Origin of the sequence: Staphylococcus pasteuri, assembly GCF_003970495.1 — a bacterium.
Lineage (GTDB): Bacteria > Bacillota > Bacilli > Staphylococcales > Staphylococcaceae > Staphylococcus > Staphylococcus pasteuri.
Genome location: NZ_RXWW01000015.1, coordinates 1 through 24,734 on the forward strand (window position 1 = coordinate 1; position 24,734 = coordinate 24,734).

A 24,734-nucleotide genomic window follows, 5' to 3' on the forward strand; every position below is an offset into this window, starting at 1 on the left:
GTTCAGTAGAGCCAAAAACTAGTTCAGTAGAGCCAAAAACTAGTTCAGTAGAGCCAAAAACTAGTTCAGTAGAGCCAAGAGTAGGTTCTGATTATCAAAATGCATTATCAGGATACTATGTAAGTAGTGAGATTGACGGTTCAGGATACCCAGTTGGTACCTTTGTTAGTGCATCAAATAGAGACTCACCTAACGTACCAGCTAGAGACCACTTTAATATTTTACATGCTGCTGAATCAAAAGAGTATGCGTTAATGTCAGCTAAACAATTGAAAGATGGCTATGAATGGACAATAAAATTCAACAGAGCTTATGTAAAGCATGACAAAATGGTATTTTGGTTTGGACTACCAGAAGGACAAACACCAGTAGGCGAGACTAGAATTAGTATTGTCGATCGAGATCACAATAATATAATTAGTAGCACTGGGGCAGGTGCAGGTTTAGATAAACCTTTACCTGAATTTTGGAGTAATGGAGATCAAATTGACAGAAAAAGAGCTTATGGTTTTGATGAAGGACCACCAAATGGCCATACATTCTACGAAATGTCTGATATTCAAATCTATAATTTTAAAGACTTAGCACGTCCTAGTGGCTACTTTACTGATCAAGGTGCTAGTGATGAAGCTAAATCTAAAGGGTATGAGTTATTAACTCTATTAAATGGTGAAAACAAAAATGAAATTCCAGGTTTAAGTAGAATATACGCATTTATAGGTAAAGGTGACTCTAGTTATACTATTACATTTAAAACGACTGGATCTACTAGTCAAAGGTTATACTACGCTGCAGGTGCACGTGCATATGAAGATAATCAATATTCTAACTATAGCCAACTTTATGTAGAGCCTTTAAATTTATTCACTGAAAGAATGGCTAGCACAAACCAAATAGTTAACCGTAGTTATCGTATAGGTAATAAAAAACAAATTTACGATCCAGCAACTAACTCTTATAAAACAAAATTAGTTTTAGAAAGTAACAATTTTTCACAAGATTACGCTAGTGATCCATTGAGTTATATCAAATCGCCAACTAATGATGTTTTAGGATTTTTCAATCCGGATTTAAATTATAATGGTAAACGTGATTTTACACCTCAACCTTTGAATGAATACGAAATAAGTCAATTATTCACTGATGAAAAATTAAGAGAATCATTAAATTCTGGTAGGCCAATTCGGTTATTGATTGGATTTAATTATCGTGACAGATATCAAAATGAACAAACTCTTACTCCTGCTTATTTAACTGTCTTACCAGAATTACGTTATAATATATTATTTTTCACTAACGATGAAATTTTAGACCGTGCATTATTACCAATATCTCAAACAGCTGGTCATCCAGTTTTTGCTTTAAATCCTGGAGAAATGCAAAATAGCACGTCTACTTCTGGTGGAAAAACGATTTATAATCAACCATTAAGAATTAACTTAGTGAGTAATGCGCCATTTACTGATTCTGATTGGTCCATTACCGGTATACCTAAAACCCTGAGAATCCAAAGTTCTGTAGACCGTGTTAATACTGCTTATGAAAAAAATATCGAATTAGTAGGCCATCTAGATCCGGGTATTTATTTTGCAACAGTCAGATTCGGAAAAAATGAACAACAATTTGAAATACGTGTTAAACCACCTGCGCCGCATATAGTAACAACCGCTGAAGAATTACATGGTAAAGGTGGGGAAATGCCAAGAATAGTTATAGATAATGTGCCTAATGACCCAACAGCTTTAGTCTACTTAATAACTTCAAAGGATAAAGGTAAAAATGGTACTAATGATCCTGCATCAGTACCAACAGGCTATGCAACTCTTGGAACACAAACACCTACATATGATAGTCATACAGTTGTTATTGAAAAAAATAATGGATTTGTATTCCCTTTACCGCCTGCAGGGGGAAATATTAAAGCGATAGTATTTTATAACAAAAATGTACAATCTAACTGGGGAAATGTAGTTCCAATTTTACCTGATGATACACCACCAACTATCAACGACCCTGTAGGTATTGAAAAGAAATATTATAGAGGTGAAAATGTTAGTTTCACTGTTAATGTATCAGATGAGCGATACGGAACAGGTATTAAAAATGTAAATGTTACTAATCTGCCAAGCGGATGGACAACACATTTAGAGAAAAGTTCAGATGGTATATCAGGTGTACTGACTATTTCTGGAACAATACCTAATAATCAAACTTATAATAGTCAACTTTCATTTGCGATTACAGCAACTGATAACGCGAACAATACAAGCCAAGCTAAACAAGTTTCACTCAACGTGGGTAAAATGAGTCAGGATTTTGAACCAGTGGGTCTTGATAATGCTGAAAAAATAAAAGTATCAGATCCAATGTCAATTTCCTTTGAAGAACTACTTCAAATAAGTCAATCACTTTTAAATAAAAATGCAAATTTAAAAGATAAATTAGCAAAAACAAATAATCTAGCCATTGGTTCGAATGGTTCAGCTCAATTTACTTACAAAGATGGTTCAACAGACCATTTATCACCATCTCAAGTCATTACTTATGAACCTATAAGAAATGCGGCCTATGCTAGTGGAGATAATTTAAAACAAGCTACAATTGTTATCGCCAAAGGACAAGCTTTTAATTTTGGAGAGTTACAACAATATTTCACTTTAGAAGATGGTGCAGCATTACCAAATAATTTATTCTATAATATTTCAGCTATTAATCCGTTACCTACTCCGTCTGAAATTTCACATCTAGATGTAGGAACATACGATTATCAAGTTCAAGCTGCTAATGCGTATCATCAAAATCTAGCACCATTGACGCTTTCATTAAAAGTCATCGACGTTAATGAACCAACTGATGATCAACGTGTTTATAGAATTTCAAAATATCAATTAACTGACGATGAAGTCACTAGAGTGAAACAAGCATTTATAAATGCTAATAGTCATATTCTTCCATTAACTAAAAATGATATTACTGTTAATAATCCTTTATCTGATCAAGGTGTAAGCACTGTGACTGTTACTGTCACTAAAGGAAAACTAGTTAAATCATTTACTTCAAATGGTAATCATATGTCTTTCCTTCGTTGGGTTGATTTTCCTAATGATTATCAAGTGTCATGGACGAGTCCGAGAATAGAAAATAGACCGACTGATGGAGGGCTTGAATGGACACCTGATCATAAATCTTTAATTTATAGATATGATGCTACTTTAGGTCAAGATTTTAATACAAATGAAGTATTAAACTTATTAGTAGCTAATACAAATATTCCTGGTTTACGAACAAATATTGCTGGTACTGAAAAAGAAGCAGCTGAAGCCGGTGGTCGACCAACTTATAGCACGACAGGTTACTCACTAACTTCACCTCAAGGTGATGGACAACGTTTTTACACTTTAGATGATCAACCGATTCAAGTGCTAGATATTGTAACGACTAATACCGGAATTGGTGGACAAACTATTACTTATTCTAATTTGAGTAACAACAGCCATAATTCAACATTAATGAATGTAAATAAACCAGCTATTAACGGCGCAGGTGCATTTACTATTGATAAAGTTATTAAAAATAATACAATCAGTAATGTTCATAATGCGATTTATCGAGCTCAATTGTATCTAGCGCCTACCGGTCCTAAACCTTACATTGAAAATTTAAATTCAACCTTAGCTACTACGACTGACACAATTAATGTGTACTTTGTTCCAAGTGATAAAGTTAATCCAACAATTTCAGTTGAAAATCCAACAAATCAGCAGATTTATTCTGGAGAAACATATACAAATCATATTACTGCTAATGATAATTATGAATTAAGAAATGTAACTGTAACGCCTACATCTCAAATCACAGGCAATGTATCAAATAATAATCAAGTAGCTTCTTTTGTTGTTCCTAATGTAACACGTACAACAAATAAAACAATTAACTTAATTGCAACAGACACAAGCGGTAATAGTACTGAACATTCATTCAATATAGCAATCAAACCATTAAAAGATAAATATCGTGTTTCAACAACTTCTACAGCTCAAAATCCAGTCAGAATCGCTAATATTAGCAATAATGCGAGCATTTCACAAGAGGACCAAGAAGCAATTACAAACTCAGTTACTTTGACAGAAATAGTACCTAATAGAAGTTATGCCACAGCATCAACAAATGAAGTTCAAAGTAAAACAGTAAGTAATGTTCATAGACGCGGTAATAACGCTGATGTAACTGTTACAGTAACTTATACAGATGGAACTTCATCAACTGTAACCGTACCAGTTAAACACACTCTTAACAATGTGGTTGCTAAACCAAGATATACTGTACAGGGCCAAAATTTCCCGAATGGAAAAGGAGCATCTCCAAGTGATTTCTTCACATTAGAAAATGGAAACCCTATATCTGATGCGACTATCACATGGTTAACAAATAATACGCCAAATAAAAATAATTCAACTATCGGTGAAAATATCACAGTTAGAGCTAATATCTTATTTGATGGTGAAACATCACCAATAGTTAAAGAATCATCATACATGGTTGTTCGAACTATTCCTAAAAAAGTATTTGTAGCGCCTAAACTGGGAACATTCCCTGATATTACCGACGTTAATAATGCTAAAGAATATATGAAACCTATCAACAACTCTTGGTCAGATCAACCTAACAATATGACTTTTACTTTTATAGGTAATAACGGTGAGGGACCAAACACACGCCAAATAGGTTTCCAAACAAGACAAGTACGTGTCACTTACGCTAATGGCCAAACAGAAGATGTAAAATTCTTAGCTAAAATCCGTCCAGATGCACCAGTAATTGATGCAAATTCAGTAAGTTATAAAGCGGGATTAACTAATCAAGAAATTAAATTATCTAATGTGTTGACTCATTCACCAATAACTTTACTTAAAGCAGATGGCACGCCATTAACAATTACAAAAACTACATATGGAAATGATCGTACGGCAATCATTACAGTTAGTGATGCTTTACCTGATGGTGATATTAAGGCTCATGCAGCTATGTCTGAAAGTAATTTAACATATACGTCATTAAATGATCGAGGACAAGTTACAAATGAAAGACACTCTGAAACTGTAGATTCGTTAGATAGTGATAGTGTTCGAGTAACACCACAATTACAAGCTATTGACGAAGGAGCAGTATTAGTTAAAGGTGGAAATAACTTTGATTTTAACCATGCAGAGCGATTTATTAAGAGTGCACCAAACGGCACAATAGCTACATGGCAAGATAATCCTGATAATTGGAAAAATAATGTAGGCTCATTTACTAAAACAATTACAGTCACATTACCAAACGGTCAAGGTACTAGAAATGTTGTTATACCAATCAAAATATATCCATCAGCAGTCGCAATTAGTCCTGCTCGTGATAAAAAGGGTACAAATCTTACTCACGGCACTCAAGCTATTAATTATATAACTTTTGAACCAAATCAAAATACAACAGGAATTACTACTGAATGGGTTAATAATACTGCACCTGACTCTAACACTGCAGGCGTACAAAACTTAACAATTAACGTAAATTATCCTGGCATATCTACACCAGTACAAGTACCTGTAAAAGTGTATGTGTATCAATTTGATTTCCCTCAAAGTGAATACACAACAACAATAGGTACAACATTAGCATCCGGTATTGATGCTTCTCAATATGCTCATAACGAAAATGGTGATGGCTTACCAACTGACGGATTCACATATCGTTGGAACAAAACTGCAACTGGCACTAATAATGCAAGCTGGGCAGCTATGAACAAACCAAATGCAGCTAAAGTAGTAAATGCTACATATGATGTTTTATACAATGGTCGAACATTTGCGACATCTCAATCAGCTAAATTTATTGTTAAAAATGTTCAACCAACTAAACCAACTATCAGTGAAACGGCTCAAGGTGAAATAACAATTGCACCAGGTAATGATCAACGTATTAATACAAGTTCTGGAAATGTTACAACTTATGCCGATAGATTAGTAATTAAACGTAATGGAAATGTAATTACTTCATTTAGTAGAAATAATAATAGAAGCCCTTGGACTAAGGAGCAATCTGCTCATACTGTAGCAGGACTCGTAGGTACTGCTAATGTAATTACTGTTACAGCAGGAACATTTAACCCAGCTGATACAATTCAAGTTATCGCAACTCAAGGTAGTGGAGAATTAACAAGTGCTGAACAACCAAGTGATGAATTCACAGTTATAGCACCACAACCGAATCAAGTTTTATCTACTGCATGGGACAATGGTCAATTAGACATTACACCTAATAACCCAACAGGCAATTTAGTTAACCCAACAAATGCTGTTGATATTACTTACACTGAAAAACTTGGTAATGGTACTGAACAAAATAAAACATTACATGTTGTTAAAGGGGCAAACGGCAAGTGGTCTGTAGCTGATCAACCAAGTTACATTACATTAGACAGTACAACTGGTAAAGTAACGTTTAATGCTAATACAATTAAGCCAAATTCAGAAGTAACAGCAGTTGCTAAAGCAGGTTCTGGTAATGCAGCAAGTTCTAATTCTAGAACATTAACATCACCATCAGAGCACACAGTAACAACGGATCAAATTATTAAAGAATTCGGCAACAATGTTACTGCTGACGAAATTAACAATGCTGTACATGTTAATAACAAACAAAATGCTGCTATCAAACAAGGTACAAATATGCCTACAAACTTAGCTGGCGGTAGCACAACAACAATTCCTGTCATCATTACTTATAACGATGGTAGTACTGAAGAAGTAAATGAAACAATCTTTACTAAATCAGATAAACGTGAATTAATTACTGCTAATTCTCATTTAGATGATGCAATTAGTACTAACGGTAAAACACCATCAAGTATTAATCAATATAACCAAGCAATGACAGCTGCCGAGCAACAAATCAATGCTGCTAAAGCTGAAGCAAATCAAGTCATTCAAGATCAATTTGCGTCACCTCAACAAGTTAGTGCTGCTTTAACAAAAGTACAAGCAGCTCAAACTAAAATTGATCAAGCAAAAGTATTATTACAAGATAAAGCTGATAATAGTGAACTAGTAGCAGCGAAAAATAACTTACAAGCAGCTGTTGATCAAGTACCTTCAACAGACGGTATGACTCAACAAAGTATTGATAATTACAATACGAAGCAACAAGTGGCTCAAACTGCCATTACTAATGCACAACAAGTGATTAATAATGGTGATGCGACAGCTCAAGAAATCGCAGCAGAAAAGTCAAGAGTTAACAATGCATTAGCGAAACTTAATGATGCGAAAGCACACTTGACTGCTGATACTACTGCATTACAACAAGCAGTACAACAACTTGATAGAACTGGTTCAACTACTGATAAGAAACCAGCTAGTATTACAGCTTACAACCAAGCAATGCAAGCACTTAATAGTGATTTAACTAGTGCTCGTAACAATGCGAATGCCGTCATTAATAAACCAATTCGCACTGTACAAGAAGTACAAGATGCGATGACTGCAGTAAATAGAGTCAATGAACAAATCACTCAAGCTATCGATCAATTACAACCTTTAGCAGATAACAGTGAATTAAAAGCAACGAAAGCTAAACTTGATGAGGAAATAAATAAATCTGTATCAACAGATGGTATGACTCAAGAATCAATCAATGCTTACCAAACAGCTAAACAAACGGCTCAAGCTGAATCAAATAACGCACAACAAGTCATTGATAATGGAGATGCAACTGACCAAGACATCGCAGCTGAAAAAGCTAAAGTTGAAACTCAATACAATAACTTAAAACAAGCTATTACTAACTTAACGCCAGACCAAGCACCGTTAGAAGCAGCGAAAAATGATTTAGAAAATGATATTAACCGTTCGACAAGCACAACTGGTATGACTGCAGATTCTGTCGCTAACTTTAATGAAAAACGAAATGCTGCACAACAAACTTTAGAAGCTATTACTCAAGTACTTCATGGTAATCCAGATGTCGCTACAATTAGAGACAACATTACTAAAGCTAATAACGCTAAATCTGCGCTTGATACTGCACGCGATGGTTTAACTGTAGATAAAGCACCGTTGGAAACAGCTAAAAATGAGTTACAACAAAGCATCACTCAAGCTCAAAATACAAGTACAACTGGTATGACTCAAGATACAGTGAATGCATTTAATACAAAACTTTCTGCAGCGAAAGAAAAACTAAATGCTATTACTCAAGTATTAGATGGCAATCCTTCAGTTGACGACATCAATACAAATACAACCCAAACTAACAGTGTTAAATCTGAATTAGATCAAGCTAGAACAAATCTAACGCCAGATAAAGCACCACTAGAAGCGGCTAAACAAGCGTTAGAGCAAAGTATTAATCAACCAACAGATACTGTTGGTATGACAACCGCTTCACTAAATGCATATAACGAAAAATTAGAAGCAGCACGTCAAACTTTAAATGCAGTGAATCAAGAACTTGCTGGCCAACCATCAGTTCAAACTATCAATGATAAAGTGACTCTAGCAACTAACGCTCAATCTGAGTTAGATCAAGCAAGAGCTGGTTTAACTTTAGATCGTCAACCAACTTTAGAAGCATTACAACATGCAACAAGTCTTAACCAAGCTCAAAAAGATAACTTTAGAGAGCAAATTAATGCTGCATCAAATCATGCTGGTCTTGAAACAATTAAAAATAGTATTAACTCATTAAATACTGCTATGACAGCATTACGAGACAGCATTAATGATAATGATTCAATCAAAACTGGTATTAACTATACTGAGGCAACATCTTCTAACAGAACAAATTATGATAATGCAGTAAACGCAGCTAAAGGCATCATTGGAGAACAAAATAGTCCAACAATGTCTCCTGACGCTATTAATCAAAAAGCAAATACTGTTAAATCAACTAAAGCTGCCTTAGATGGAGAGCAAAACTTACAACGTGCTAAACAAGAAGCGATTGATACAATTACTAACGCTAATGACTTAAATCAAGCGCAAAAGAACGCTTTAACACAACAAGTAACGCAAGCTCAAAATGTACTAGCAGCGAATGATATTAAACAAAATGCAATTGCTTTAGATACAGCTATGGCCAATTTAAAACAAGGTGTCGCTAACCACGCTCAATTAGTTCAAGACGACAACTATGTCAATGCAGATACTAATAAGAAGAATGATTATGATACTGCTTATAACCAAGCTAACGAAATCATTAATGGCAACGCTCAAAATCCAACGTTAATACCTAATGATGTAACTAACGCATTACAACAAGTGTCTCAGGCTGAAACTGCATTAAACGGTTCTGATAACCTTAACAATGCTAAACAAGAAGCTCAAACAGCACTTGGTCAATTAACGCATTTAAATGACGCTCAACGTCAACAGTTACAGTCACAAATCAACGACGCACATCAAGTTGATACTGTTAACGCAGCGAAAGAACTCGCATCTAACTTAGACACGGCAATGAATAACTTACAAAATGTTATTGCTAATAACGAAGCAGTAAAACGTGGTGAAGATTACTTAGATGCAGATAATGAAAAGCAAAATAACTACAATCAAGCAGTTTCAAATGCTAAACAAATCATTAGTGAAACTACGCAACCAACAATGACTGTTGATGCAATTAACCAAGCGATAAATCAAGTTACTTCAACAAAAGATGCATTAAATGGTGAAGAAAAGCTTGAACAAGCAAAACAACAAGCAAACAATGAGTTGAATACACTATCTCATTTAAATAATGCTCAAAAAGCAAATATCGCTTCTAAAATTAATGATGCAACTAATATTGCTAACGTTAATTCAGTGAAACAAAATGCGAATGATTTAAATACTGCAATGGGTAACTTACAAGATGCTATTAGCAACGAAAATGACACATTAAATATTCAAAATTATCGAGACGCATCTTCTGATAAACAAACTAACTACACAACAGCAGTTAATGAAGCTAAAGCAATCCTAGCTCAAAACGGTCCTAATAAAACTCAAGACCAAGTTAACGCAGCTATTGCTAAAGTAAATAAAGCTAAAAATGAATTAAACGGTAACCGTAATTTAGAACAAGCTCAACAAACTGCTAAACAAGCATTATCACAATTAACGCATTTAACTAATGCTCAAAAAGATCATTTAACAACTCAAATTAATAACAGTACAACAGTGGCAGATGTTCAAAGTATCCAAGGTAATGCGAATACGTTAGACCACGCGATGGATACATTAAGACAAAGCATTGCTGACCAAAATACTGTAAGAAATAGTGAAGATTATAACGATGCATCACCTGATAATCAAAATTCATATAATAACGCAGTAACTTCAGCTGAAGACATCATCAATGCTTCAACTAATCCAGAGATGAGTGCTGATACAATTAATGCGAAAGCTCAACAAGTGCTTCATGCTAAAGGCGATTTAAACGGTGACGAAAACTTATCAGCTGCTAAACAAAACGCACAACAGTATTTAGATACGTTATCTCATATTACTAACCAACAAAAAGATAACTTAAATACTCAAATCACTAATGCTCAAAATATTAGCCAAGTTAACCAAGCTAAACAAAGTGCTCAAAGTTTAGACACTGCAATGAATAATTTACAATCAGCTGTTAATAATGAAAATCAAATCAAAACAACAGAAAATTACACTGATGCAGATACTAATAAACAAACAGCATACGATGAAGCGATTGCAGCTGCCAAAGCGATTTTAAATAGAGATGCTGGTCCTAACACGCCGCAAAATGATGTAGAAACAGCATTACAAAGAATTACTAATGCACAAAATGAATTGAATGGCGATCATAAAATTAATGATGCGAAAACAGCAGCTATTCAACATTTAGGTACATTAAATCATTTAACTACTGCTCAACATAACGCATTAGAAAATGATATCAACCATGCAACTAATCTTGCTGGCGTTGAACAAGTAAAACAAAATGCTGATGCATTAAATACATCAATGGGACAATTACAAACATTAGTTGATGATAAAAATAATGTTCAAAATAGTCAAAACTATTTAGATGCAGATTCACAAAATCAATCAAATTATGATATGTATCTTGTAACTGCTGAATCAACTGTAAACAAAGCGACTGGACCTAATACTTCTAAATCAGATGTAGATACTTTAGTTAACCAAATTAACCAAGCACAACAAGCATTAAATGGTCAACAAAACTTAGATCAAGCTAAACAAAGTGCAATCAATACAATTGATCAAAGCACTAACTTAAATACTGCTCAAAAAGACGCTTTAAAAGCTCAAGTTACTAGTGGTAATCGTGTTGCTGATGTAAATGGCGTTAAGCAATTAGCAACAACACTTAATACATCAATGGGTAACTTAAGACAATCGATTGCTAACAAAGCAGAAACTTTAACAAACGGAAATTATATCAATGCAGATAACGATAAACGTAATGCATATGACATTCAAGTTGCTAATGCAGAATCTATTATCCATGGTACAAATAATGTTGTTCTTGTACCAACAGATATCGATAATGCTACAACTTCAGTAACAAGTGCTTATAATGCGTTAAATGGTGATAATAATTTACGTGTTGCAAAAGAAAATGCTAACAACACGATTGACGGATTAGCACAATTGAATAACGTTCAAAAAGCAAATCTAAAAGAACAAGTTCAAAATGCTCAAACATTACCTGACGTTCAAACAGTTAAAACTAATGCACAAACACTGAATGATGCAATGAGAACATTAAGAGATAGTGTTGCTAATGAACAAACAGTAAAATCAAGTCAAAACTATACTGATGCAAACCAAGACTTGCAACAGGCATACGATGCTCAAGTTAATAATGCGAATAACATTATTAATGAAACTGGCACGCCAACAATGAATCCAAATACAATTACTCAAGCAACAACACAAGTGACAACTGCAGAAGGTGCATTAAATGGTGCTCAAAATCTTGTTAATGCCCAAAACAATGCGAAAGCAAACTTAAATACATTATCTCATTTAACAAATGAGCAAAAAGAAAGTATTACTAATCAAATTAATAGTGCAACTCATGTGAATGATGTAACTACTATTCAAAATGATGCGACTCAACTGAATAATGCTATGAATGAATTAGCTCAATCGATTCAAGATCAAGAATCTACTAAACAACAGGTTAACTACACTAATGCTGACCAAGCTAATCAAGAAGCATACAATAATGCAGTAGCTGAAGCAGAACGTATTTTAGATAAAGAACATGGCGCGAATACATCACATGCTGATGTTCAAACAGCAATTCAAAATGTTCAAAGTACTAAACAAGCATTAAATGGTGACCGAAATGTTGAAATAGCTAAGACAAATGCTAAAAATGCATTAGAACAACTTACATCACTTAACAATGCTCAAAAAGCAGCGTTAACGACTCAAATCGACAATGCACCAACAGTTGCTAACGTCGAGCAAGTATCTAATACTGCAACACATTTAAACCAAGCTATGGCTGAGTTACAGCAAGGTATTAACGATAATAATGATGTATTACAAAGCGTTGATTATACTGATGCTGACCCAACTAACCAACAAGCGTATACAAATGCAGTTACTCAAGCTAATGCAATTTTAAGTAAAGATCAAGGTACAAATGCAGATATTACTCAAGTTCAAGCAGCATTAAATCAAGTTACAACTGCTAAAAATGCATTAAACGGTGAAGAAAAAGTTGCTCAAGCTAAAGAAGCTGCTAAACAAGCATTAGCAACATATAATCACTTGAACACTGCACAAACAAATGTAGCAACTGAACAAATTACTAATGCAACTACACTTGCACAAGTCGCTCAAGCACAAAATACAGCTCATGAATTAAATACTGCGATGGGCGAATTACAAAATAGTATTAATGATCAAACTACAGTGAAAAATAGTGTTAACTTTACTGATGCTGATCAAACTAAGCAAGATGCTTATACAAATGCAGTTACTGAAGCGCAAAGTATTTTAGATAATGCACACGGTGGTAACTTAAATAAAGAACAAGTTGAAGCGGTAACTAATAAAGTGTCTACAGCTAAAGACAATTTAAATGGTGATGCTAAAGTTCGTGAAGCGAAAGCTGATGCACTGAATAATTTAGGTACACTAAATCAATTAAACGATGCACAAAAGGCACATTTAACTAACGAAATTAATAGTGCCTCTACAGTTGATGGCGTTAACCAAGTTAAAACAACTGCACAAAACTTAAATTCAGCTATGCAACAATTACAACAAGCTATCGCGAATAAAGATGAAACTTTAAACAATCAAAACTACTTAGATGCTAATACAGATAAGAAAAATGCATATACTGGAGCAGTAGCAAATGCCGAAAGTATTTTAGACAAAACGAGTGGCACAAATGCTGATCAAAACGCAATTGAACAAGCAATTCAAAACGTTACTCAAACTGCTAGTGAATTAAATGGTATTCAAAACTTACAAACAGCTAAAAATGATGCAACACAAGCAATTGAAAACTTAGCACATTTGAATACACCACAGAAAAATGCACTAAAAGAGCAAGTTAACCAAGCTCAAAAAGTAGCAGCTGTTACTGACCTTCAAAATAATGCTAATGCATTAGACACTGCAATGGATCAATTACAACAAACTGTAGCTGACCACAATGCAATAATTACTGATGGTAATTACACTAATGCAAGTGCTGAGAAACAAGGTAACTATACTGATGCTTACCAACACGCACAAAACTTAATTAACGGTTCGCCAGATGTTGTTACAAATCCAGCAGACATCAATACTGCTACACAAAATGTAAACAGCGCTGAAAATGAATTAAATGGTAATACTAATCTTTCAAATGCGAAACAAGAAGCAACAGAAGCATTAAATCATCTAACAGATCTCACTGATGCACAACGTCAAAGTATTACAAACCAAATTAACGGTGCTACACAACTTGATGAAGTTGCTAATATCAAGTCAAATGCAAATGCACTTAACAATGCGATGACTGATTTAAGACAAGAAATAAGTCATCAACAAGCAGTTAAATCAAGTCAACCATTTGCCGATGCTGATAACGATAGACAAACTGCTTACAACGATGCGATTAACCATGCTGAAAGTATTGTTAGTGAAACTACTCAACCAGAACTTAATCCTTCAAACGTTTCACAAGCAATGCAACAAATTAAAACAGCAGAAACTGGTTTAAATGGTGCCGCTAACTTAACACGTGCTAAAGAAAATGCATTACAAGATTTAAATCAACTTACTCATTTAAATCAAGCACAACGTACAGACTTTACTAACCAAATTAATGATGCTCAAAATATTGCAACAGTAAATCAAGTTACTTCTATTGCATCATCACTTAATCAAGCAATGGGACAATTGATTGATGCTGTTAATGACCAAACAGATGTTAAACAAAGCGTCAATTACACTGATGCAGAACCATCTAAACAACAGGATTATAATAACGCAATAACAAGTGCTGAAAGTATTACAAACCCAACTACTGGTTCAAATGCAAACCAAGCACAAGTTGAAACAGCTTTGTCAGCAATTAATACTGCTAAACAAGCTTTAAATGGTACGCAAAAAGTCAACGAAGCTAAAAATAATGCATCGCAAGAATTAAATGGTTTAGATAATTTAAATAATGCTCAAAGAGAAAATGTAGCTCAAAAAATTAATCAAGCTCAAACAGTTGCTGAAGTAGAAAAAATTAAACAAGATGCTCAAGATTTAAACACAGCTATGACTAAATTAAAAGAAAGCTTGGCTGACAAAGACAATACGTTAGATAGTCAAAATTATTTAGATGCTGATAATAATAAGAAAACTGATTATACAAATGCAGTGACAAATGCTGAAAATATTTTAAACCCTACACAAGGTACAAATCTAACTAAAGAGCAAGTTGAAGCTGCAACTAACCAAGTTAATTCAGCTAAGAATGATTTAAATGGTAATCAAAACTTAAATAACGCTAAACAACAAGCTACAACAAATATCGATAGATTAACTAATGTTACTGATGCTCAAAAAGAAGCACTTAAACAATTAGTTGGAAATTCATCGAATGTAGCAGAAGTTCAAGCTAATTTACAAAAAGCACAAGACGTTGACCAAGCGATGAATCATTTAAAACAAAGTATTGCAGATAATACAGTGACTAAGAATGATCAAAACTACTTAGATGCGTCACCAAATAAACAAGAGGCATATAACAATGCCGTTAATAGTGCAAAAGATATTATTGATAACACATCTAATCCATCATTAGATCCGACTGTTATTAATCAAGCCGCAACTAACGTGACAAACGCTAAAAATGAATTGAATGGTAATGATAATCTGAACCAAGCAAAACAAGAGGCTAATCAAACAGTAGGTGGACTTGATAACTTAAATAATGCACAACAACATGCTTTAAATGAGCAAATTAATCATGCAACATCAGTTGATGAAGTAAATCAAATTAAAAACAATGCTCAAAATCTAAACAATGCTATGGCTGGTTTAAAACAAGCAATTGCCGACAAAGATTTAACAACATCAAAAGTCAACTTTACTGATGCTGATCCTGAAAAGCAAGCTGCTTACAATCAAGCTATTACAAATGCTGAAAATATATTAGATAAAGCTAGTGGCGGTAACGTATCTCAAACTGAAGTTGAACAAGCCATTCAACAAGTCAACAATGCTAAACAAGCATTAAACGGTGATGCAAACGTTCAACAAGCTAAAGACGAAGCAACTGAATACATCAATAATGCGAGTGACTTAAACCAAGCTCAAAAAGATGCATTAAAAGGTCAAGTGAATAATGCTACAACTGTTGCTGAAACAAATGGTATTAAACAAACTGCTCAAGACTTAAATAATGTAATGACACAATTGAAACAAAGTATTGCAGATAAAGATCAAACTAAAGCTGATGGTAACTTTACAAATGCTGATACTGAAAAACAAACTGCATACAACAATGCTGTCACTCAAGCTCAACAGTTAATTGACGGAGCTCCAAATGTAGTTGTAATACCAAGTGAAATTACTGATGCGCTTAACCATGTTAATCAAACTAAAGACGAATTAAACGGTAATACAAACTTAGCTAATGCTAAACAAACAGTTACAAATGCAATTGATCAATTGCCAAACTTAAATCAAGCTCAACGTGATGAATATAATAAACAAATCACACAAGCTACAGCAGTTCCAGATGTAAATGCGATTCAAACAGCAGCTGAAAAGCTTAACGAAGCTATGACAAACTTGAAACAAGGTATCGCTAACAAAGACGATATTTTAGCAAGCGAAGACTATCACGATGCAGATCCAGACAAACAAGCAGCATTTAACGATGCTATCTCTGCTGCACAAGATTTATTAAATCAAACAGCTAATCCAATAATGGATCCAACTCAAGTGACTAATGCTTTAACGAAAGTTCAAGAAACAACTCAAGCCTTAAATGGTAATGAAAAACTTGAAACTGAAAAGCAAAATGCAAAAGCAACGATAACTACACTTGATCATTTAAATAGTGCACAACAACATGCTCATACTGATCAAATTGATCAAGCACCAGATATCGAACATGTTAACCAAATCAAACAAGTAGCGGAAAACTTAAATAATGCTATGACAGCCTTATCTAATGGATTACAAGATAAGACAGAAACATTAGGCAACATCAATTACACAGATGCTGATCAAGAAAAGAAAGATGCATATAATGCAGCAATATCTCATGCTGAAAATATCTTAGATAAAGCTAATGGTGGCAATGTACCTCAAACTGAAGTTGAACAAGCATTACAACAATTAACTGATGCTAAACAAGCTTTAAATGGTAACAATAATGTTCAAAATGCCAAAAATGAAGCAATTCAAGCTATTGAAAATGCAAGTGAGTTAAATCAACCTCAAAAAGAAGCGTTAAAACAACAAGTAGATTTAGCTACTACAGTTGATAATGTCAATGGCATTAAACAAACAACGCAAGATTTAAATAAAGCAATGGCTGATTTAAAACAAGGTATTGCAAATCATGACCAAGTTATTACAAATGGTAATTACTTAAATGCTGATCAAGATAAACAATTAGCATATACTGATGCAGTAAATCATGCACAACAAATTATTAATGGAACTCCAAATGCTATAGTTAATCCACAAGAAGTAACTCAAGCATTACAACAAGTGACTCAAACTAAAGGCGAATTAAATGGGGATCAAAATCTTCAAACCGCACAACAAAATGCGACAACAATAATTGATCAATTACCTAATTTAAATACACCTCAAAAAGAGGCGCTTAAACAACAAGTAACTCAAGCAGGTTTAGTTCCAGATGTTGATCGTGTAAAACAAACTGCTAATGATTTAAATACTGCAATGGGTAACTTGAAACAACAACTTCAAGCTAATAGTCAAGTGCCGCAATCAATCGATTACACTCAAGCAGATAACAGTAAGCAAGTTGCTTATGACAACGCTACAAATCATGCTCAACAAATCGTAGATGGCACACCAACAGCTGTATTAAACGTTGATGAAGTTAATCAAGCACTAACAAATGTTAATCAAACTAAAGATGACCTTAACGGTAATGAAAACTTAGCTCAAGCTAAGCAAGAAGCAACAACTCAACTTGGTACATTACAAGATTTAAACCAACCACAACATGATGCACTTGCTGAACAAATTAACCAAGCACAATCAATTGATGCTGTTAACCAAATTAAACAAACTGCACAAGAAGTTAATAATGCAATGAATCAATTAAAACAAAGCATTGCTAATAAAGATGAAGTATTAGGTAGTGAAAATTATCACGATGCTGATGCAGACAAACAAATAGCATACACGAATGCAGTGAACCAAGCAGAAGCTATTATTAATCAATCATCTAATCCGACGTTAAATGCTAGTGACATCGAGAACACGATGAACCAAGTTAATAACACACATAACGAGTTAAACGGTGATACAAAACTTGCTACTGAAAAGCAAAATGGCAATACAGAAATTAATGCAATGTCTCATTTAAACGATGCTCAAAAACAAGCACTCACAACTCAAATTGAACAAGCACCAGATATTGCAACAGTAAATCAAGTTAAGCAAACTGCTCAAAACCTTGATCAAGCAATGAATCAATTAGCTCAATCAATTAATGACAATGCACAAACATTAACTGATGGTAATTATTTAAATGCTGATCAACAAAATCAAGAAGCGTATAACCAAGCAGTTGCTAATGCTGAAAATGTATTAAACCAACATGCTGGCACAAATGAACTTCAAGATGCAGTTGAACGTTTAACAAATACAGTTAATAATGCGAAACAAGCGTTGAATGGTAATACAAACTTAGCTCAAGCTCAACAAGAAGCTACTCAGTTTGTTAATCAATTACAACATCTTAACGATGCTCAAAAGCAAAATTACAATACTCAAATTAACCAAGCACCATTAGTTACAGATGTTTCAACAATAAAACAAAACGCTCAAGCGCTTGACCAAGCTATGGAACAATTGAGAAACAGTATTGCAGATAACCAAGATACATTAGCTTCTGAAGACTATCATGATGCATCAACTGAACGTCAAAATGACTATAACAATGCAGTAAATGCAGCAAATAATATCATTAACGAAGCTACTTCACTAATCATGGATCCAAATGATATCAATTCAGCTACATCTCAAGTGAACACAACTAAAGTAGCACTTGATGGTGATGAAAATCTTGCAAATACTAAACAACAAGCTACTGAAACGCTTAGACAATTGAGCCATTTAAATCAAACTCAAGTCCAAGCTTTAGAAGCTCAAATTACTCAATCGTCAGACATTGCTACAGTGAATCAACACTTACAAACTGCACAAGATTTAAACAGTGCAATGGGTAATTTAATTCAAGCTATTGCTAACCATAATGACATTGAACAACAAGGTAACTTTACAAATGCGGATAATGATAAACAGACAGCATACACTGATGCAATTGCGAATGCAGAAAGTATCATTAACCCACAAACGGGTCAAAATGCATCACAAACAGAAGTAGAGCAAGCAATTACTCGTGTTCAAGATGCGTTACAAGCATTAAATGGTGATCAAAACTTACAAGATGCAAAAGTCAATGCTGAACAAGCAATTAATGCACTAGTTGATTTAAACGATCCACAAAAACAAGCTTTAATACAACAAGTGAATGGTGCACCATTAGTGACTGATGTTCACCAAATTGAACAAAATGCTAATACACTAAATCAAGCTATGCATGGTTTACGAGAAAGCATAAAAGATAACGCAACAGTCAAAACTAATAGTATTTACATTAATGAAGATCCAACAGAACAACAAAACTATGATCAGGCAGTTCAACATGCGCAAGATATCATCAACGAACAAACTGCTACGTTAGATGAAAATACTATTAATCAAGCTACTGAAGCAGTTAACAATGCTAAGCAATCGTTACATGGTGATGTGAAATTACAAAACGACAAAGACCATGCCAAACAAATAGTTAGTCAGTTATCTCATTTAAATGATGCTCAAAAACATATGGAAGATGCATTAATAGATAGTGAAACTACAAGAACAGCTGTTAATAATGACTTAACAGAAGCACAAGCACTTGATCAATTAATGGATACGTTACGTCAACGCATTGCTGACAAAAATGATATTCATGCAAACAGTCAATATATTAATGCTGAACCTAACAAACAACAAGATTATGACACTGCTTTACAAAATGCTGAAAATATCATTGCTGGAACTAATAACCCAACAATTAATAAAGGTGATGTATCTCAAGCAACTCAAGCTGTCGATAATACGAAACAAGCATTAGACGGAGTTCAAAGATTAGAAGAAGATAAACAAAATGCAGGTACATCATTAAATCAATTTGATCATTTAACACCTGCTCAACAGCAAGCTATAGAAAATGCTATCAACAACGCTTCCACTCGTGATGAAGTTGCACAAAAACTTGAAGAAGCACAAGCACTTAATAATGCAATGCAAGCTTTAAAAGATAGTATTCAAGATCATGCACAAGTTGAAGCGAGCAGTAAATTTATTAACGAAGATCCTACTCAAAAAGGTGCTTATACTGATGCAGTTAACCATGCTTTAGACATTATAAATAATGATTCAAATCCAATACTAGATAAGTCTGCGATTGAACATGTAACTCAAGCAGTAAATAATGCTAAAGATGATTTACACGGTGATCAAAAATTAGCTGATGATAAACAACATGCTAATGAAACTCTAAATCAATTAAATAATCTTAATACTTCTCAACGTGATACGCTACAAAATCAAATTAATGGTGCATCAACTAGAGATGAAGTTGCACAAATTATCAATCATGCTCAAGCACTTGATTTAGCAATGGAAAATCTAAAAGTAAGTATTAAAGACCAAGCTCAAACTGAAGCGAGTAGCAAATTTATTAATGAAGATCCTGCACAAAAAGACGCATATACACAAGCAGTACAACATGCTCAAGACTTGATTGACCAAACGTCTAATCCTACATTAGATATCACTCAAGTTGACCAACTAACTCAAGCAGTGAATAATGCCAAAGATAATTTACATGGTGACCAAAAACTTGAGCAAGCGAAACAACGAGCTTTAGAGAGCTTAAATAACTCAACTGATCTTAACCAACCACAACGCCAAACGCTTGAAACACAAATCAATCAAGCAACAACTAGAGATGACATTAATCAAATCTTAGTAAATGCTGCTGACCTTAATACAGCAATGGGCAATTTAAAAGCAAGCATTAATGACCAAGCACAAGTTGAAGCAAGTAGTAAATTTATTAATGAAGATCCTGCACAAAAAGATGCATATACTGAAGCAGTAACTAATGCCAAAGATTTAATCAATCAAACTTCAAATCCAACAATGGATACAAACCAAATTGAACAAAAAATCCAAGAGGTTATCAATGCTAAAGACAATCTTCATGGTGATCAAAAACTTGAACAAGACCAACAGCAAGCAACAACTACTGTTGATAGTTTAGATCATTTAAATCATGCGCAACAACAAGCTGCTAAAGATGCAATTGCTGGTGCTACAACTAGAACAGAAGTAGCACAATTAGTTCAAACAGCAACTCAACTTGATCAAGCGATGAAATCATTAAAAGATCAATTGAATCAAATTAATACTGATAAAGCTGAGCCTAATTACACTGAAGCATCAACAGATAAACAAGATGCATTAAATCAAGCAATAAGTAATGCTGAAAATATCGTTAACCTAGCACAAGGTACAAATGCTAATCAAACTGAAGTTGAACAAGCTTTAACACAACTTCAAGAAACTGCAAATGATTTAAATGGTAATCAACGTGTTGCTGATGCTAAAGCACAAGCTAAAACAGATATCGATCAATTAACACATCTTAATAACGAACAGCAAACTGCTATTAAACAAAATATTGATAACGCTACTCAACTTCAACCAATTGCTCAAATAGTTGAACAAGTAACTCAATTAAATACAGCAATGCAACAATTACAAGATGCAGTTAATGATCATACTAATGTTGAAAATTCGGTTGATTACAGCCAAGCAGATAACGATAAACAACAAGCATATCAACAAGCAATAACACATGCTCAACAATTACTTACAGAAAATGCATCGCAACAACAAGTTGAACAAGCTTATCAGGACATACAACAAACTAAAGAAGCATTAAACGGTGATGAAAGAGTAGCTGAAGCGAAAACTCAAGCTAACCAAGCTATCGATCAACTCAATGCTATTAATGATTCACAACATCAATCTTTAGTTGAAAGAATTAATCAATCAAATGACTTAAATGAAATTCAACAAATTGTTGATGAAGCTACATCATTAAATACAGTCATGAATCAGCTTCAACAAACTATCACTAATAATGAAGAATCAACTAAAAATAGCGGTAATTACATTAATGCTGAAGCTCAATTAAAACGAGACTTCGACCAAGCAATTACTAACGCTCAAGATGCAGTTGATAAAGCAAATGGTCAAAACTTACCTAAAGAGCAAATTCAACAATTAATTGAGGCTATTTCAACTACAAAAGATGCACTAAATGGTGATCAAAGACTTAGTGATGCGAAAACTAAAGCGTTAGAAACATTAGACCAATTAACTAACATTAATAACGCTCAAAAGCAATTAGCTACATTACAAATCGGTAATGCTGATACATTAAATAAAGTGACTCGAGCTATTAATAAAGCAACAGCAGTAGATCAAGCGATGAATGCTCTAAAACAATACGTTCAAAATAATGAACTACCAATAAAATCTAGCTCAAACTTTATTAATGCCGATGATGATTTAAAAGCCCAATTCAATAAAGCTATCTCTAATGCACAAAATGTATTAAATAAAGATAGTGGAAATGCATTAACAAATACTGAAGTGGAAGCATTAAAACAAGCTATAATAGATGCAGAAAATGCATTAAATGGTGATCTTAAAGTTACAAATGCAAAATCAAAAGCTGATAAATTTATAGATAGTTTAGATCAACTTAACCAACCACAAAAAGTGGCGGCACATGAAGCAATCAAGAAAGCTAATGATTTAGATACTATAAATGACATTATCAATAATCAAATAGATTTAAATGATGCAATGGCTGAACTTAGAGATCTCGTTGAAAATACTATTCCAAACAGTGAAAATAGCATCGACTTCCAAAACGCCGATCAAAGTGCAAAAGATAATTTAAATGAAATTAAATCAAATGCACAACAAATGCTAGATGGAAACAACAATAATGATACAGATGTTAACGATGTTCGTGGAATGATAGAATCAATTAAAGAAGCAATTAACCAATTAAATGGTGAAGAAAGATTACAAGAAGCGAAAAATGATGCCATCCAAGAAGTTAATAAAGCTTTAGCAGATAAATTGAAAGAAATTAATGCATCAAACGCTACTGAGCAAGATAAGACTGACGCTATTAATAAAGCCAAAGAACTTGCTAACCAAATTATTAATGATATTAATAATTCGACTAGTAACGATCAAGTCAATAAAGTTCAACAATCAGGCAACAAAGCAATCGATGAGATTCATGCAAATGAAATACCTAAAGCTAAAATAGATGCTAAAAATGATATTGAACAAAAAATCAATGACCTTATTACTAAGATTACAAATAACCCTGATTTAACTGATACAGAAAAACAACAGTTAATTAATCAATTGAATCAGTTAAAACAACAAAGTAATAATGATATTGATAATGCAACAACTAAAGAAGATATTGATCGAATTAAGCAAAAACTAGAAGATGCTGTTAATAATATTTCTAACTATGTCAAAGCTAAAGTTGATGCTAAAAACGAAATCAAAGATGCTGCTGCAGCTAAAATCAAAGAAATTGATAATAATCCTGACTTAACGCCAGAACAAAAAGCTGCTGCTAAAGACGAAGTGAATCGTCTAAAAGATCAAGCGCTTAAAGATATTGATAATTCAAAATCACTTGAAGATATAACTAAACAACAACATAAGTTTATATCTCAGATTATTTCTGTAAATCCAATTAAAGATTTAGTGAAACGTAAAGACGATGCTATTAAAAATATCAATAAAATATCTACACAAAAAGCTAAAGACATAAGAAACAGTAGATTTGGTACTGCAAGTCAAAAACAAGATGCTTTAAATCGAATTAATAGCATAGTTAATGACACGATTAGAAGAATTAAAAATGCACACACACCACAAGAAGTGGATGATGCATTGAGAGATGGTATTAATCGTATCTTAGCTGTTCAAATCAATACAAATATTGGCAGAAACAGAAATCAATTCAACAATACTTTAAATAGACCTTTCGATTTAACTAGAGTAGTTAGAGCTAATCAAACTAATGCTACTACTATCTTCGGAAATGGATCTAAAGAAAAATTAAATGGCAGCGTCCCTAGCGATAAATCTAAACAAAGCAAAGATAAAAATAACAATCATCAAAATACACATAGTGTGACAGATTCAATTGCTAATGTACTTAAAAAGACACTAGGATTTGTAGGCATTTCTGGATTATTAGCTAGTTTCTGGTTTGTAATGGCAAAACGCCGTAGAAAAGAAGAAGAAGAGGAAATGTTGAATCATAAAGATACTATTAAAGATGATAAAAAACATTTATTGAGTGATAACGATCATGAACCATTGTTATTAGCTAAACAGAAAAAAGATGAAACAGAAACTAACAAACAAACTTCAAATTCTTCAAAAGAGAAAAAGCTAAAAGGTAATGATAAAGATGCGCCTATATTAATTGCTAAAAAGAAACAAAATCGTAAAGATAATGAAAATAAAGCAAAAGTTAAATCAACATCTAATAACAAGAAAGTCACAAACTCAAAAAAGAAGAAAAAGAATAATAAAAAATCTTCAAAACGTAAAAAATAAAACTCAATAAATTTATCCTAATTCTTCAAAATAAAGGTGTACGGAATATAAAATTCTAAGACAAATGTAAAAAGGTAATTTCTATTGAAATAATATAGAAATTGCCTTTTTCATTATCTATAAGTATTTTAATGAAAAATTACATATAAATACGTAGTATTTATGGCAAGACTCCTGAGGGAACAGTACTAGTTGAAGACCTTAGAAATTCTCACAGATTTATCT

General features: G+C 33.4%; 1 protein-coding gene. It reads left to right on the forward strand.

The annotated features are described in order from the left end of the window. On the forward strand, positions 1-24,509 hold a 24,509-nt coding region (gene ebh / locus CD121_RS01915), incomplete at its 5' end, for a hyperosmolarity resistance protein Ebh (protein WP_126567361.1). Positions 24,510-24,734: the final 225 nt, after the last annotated feature.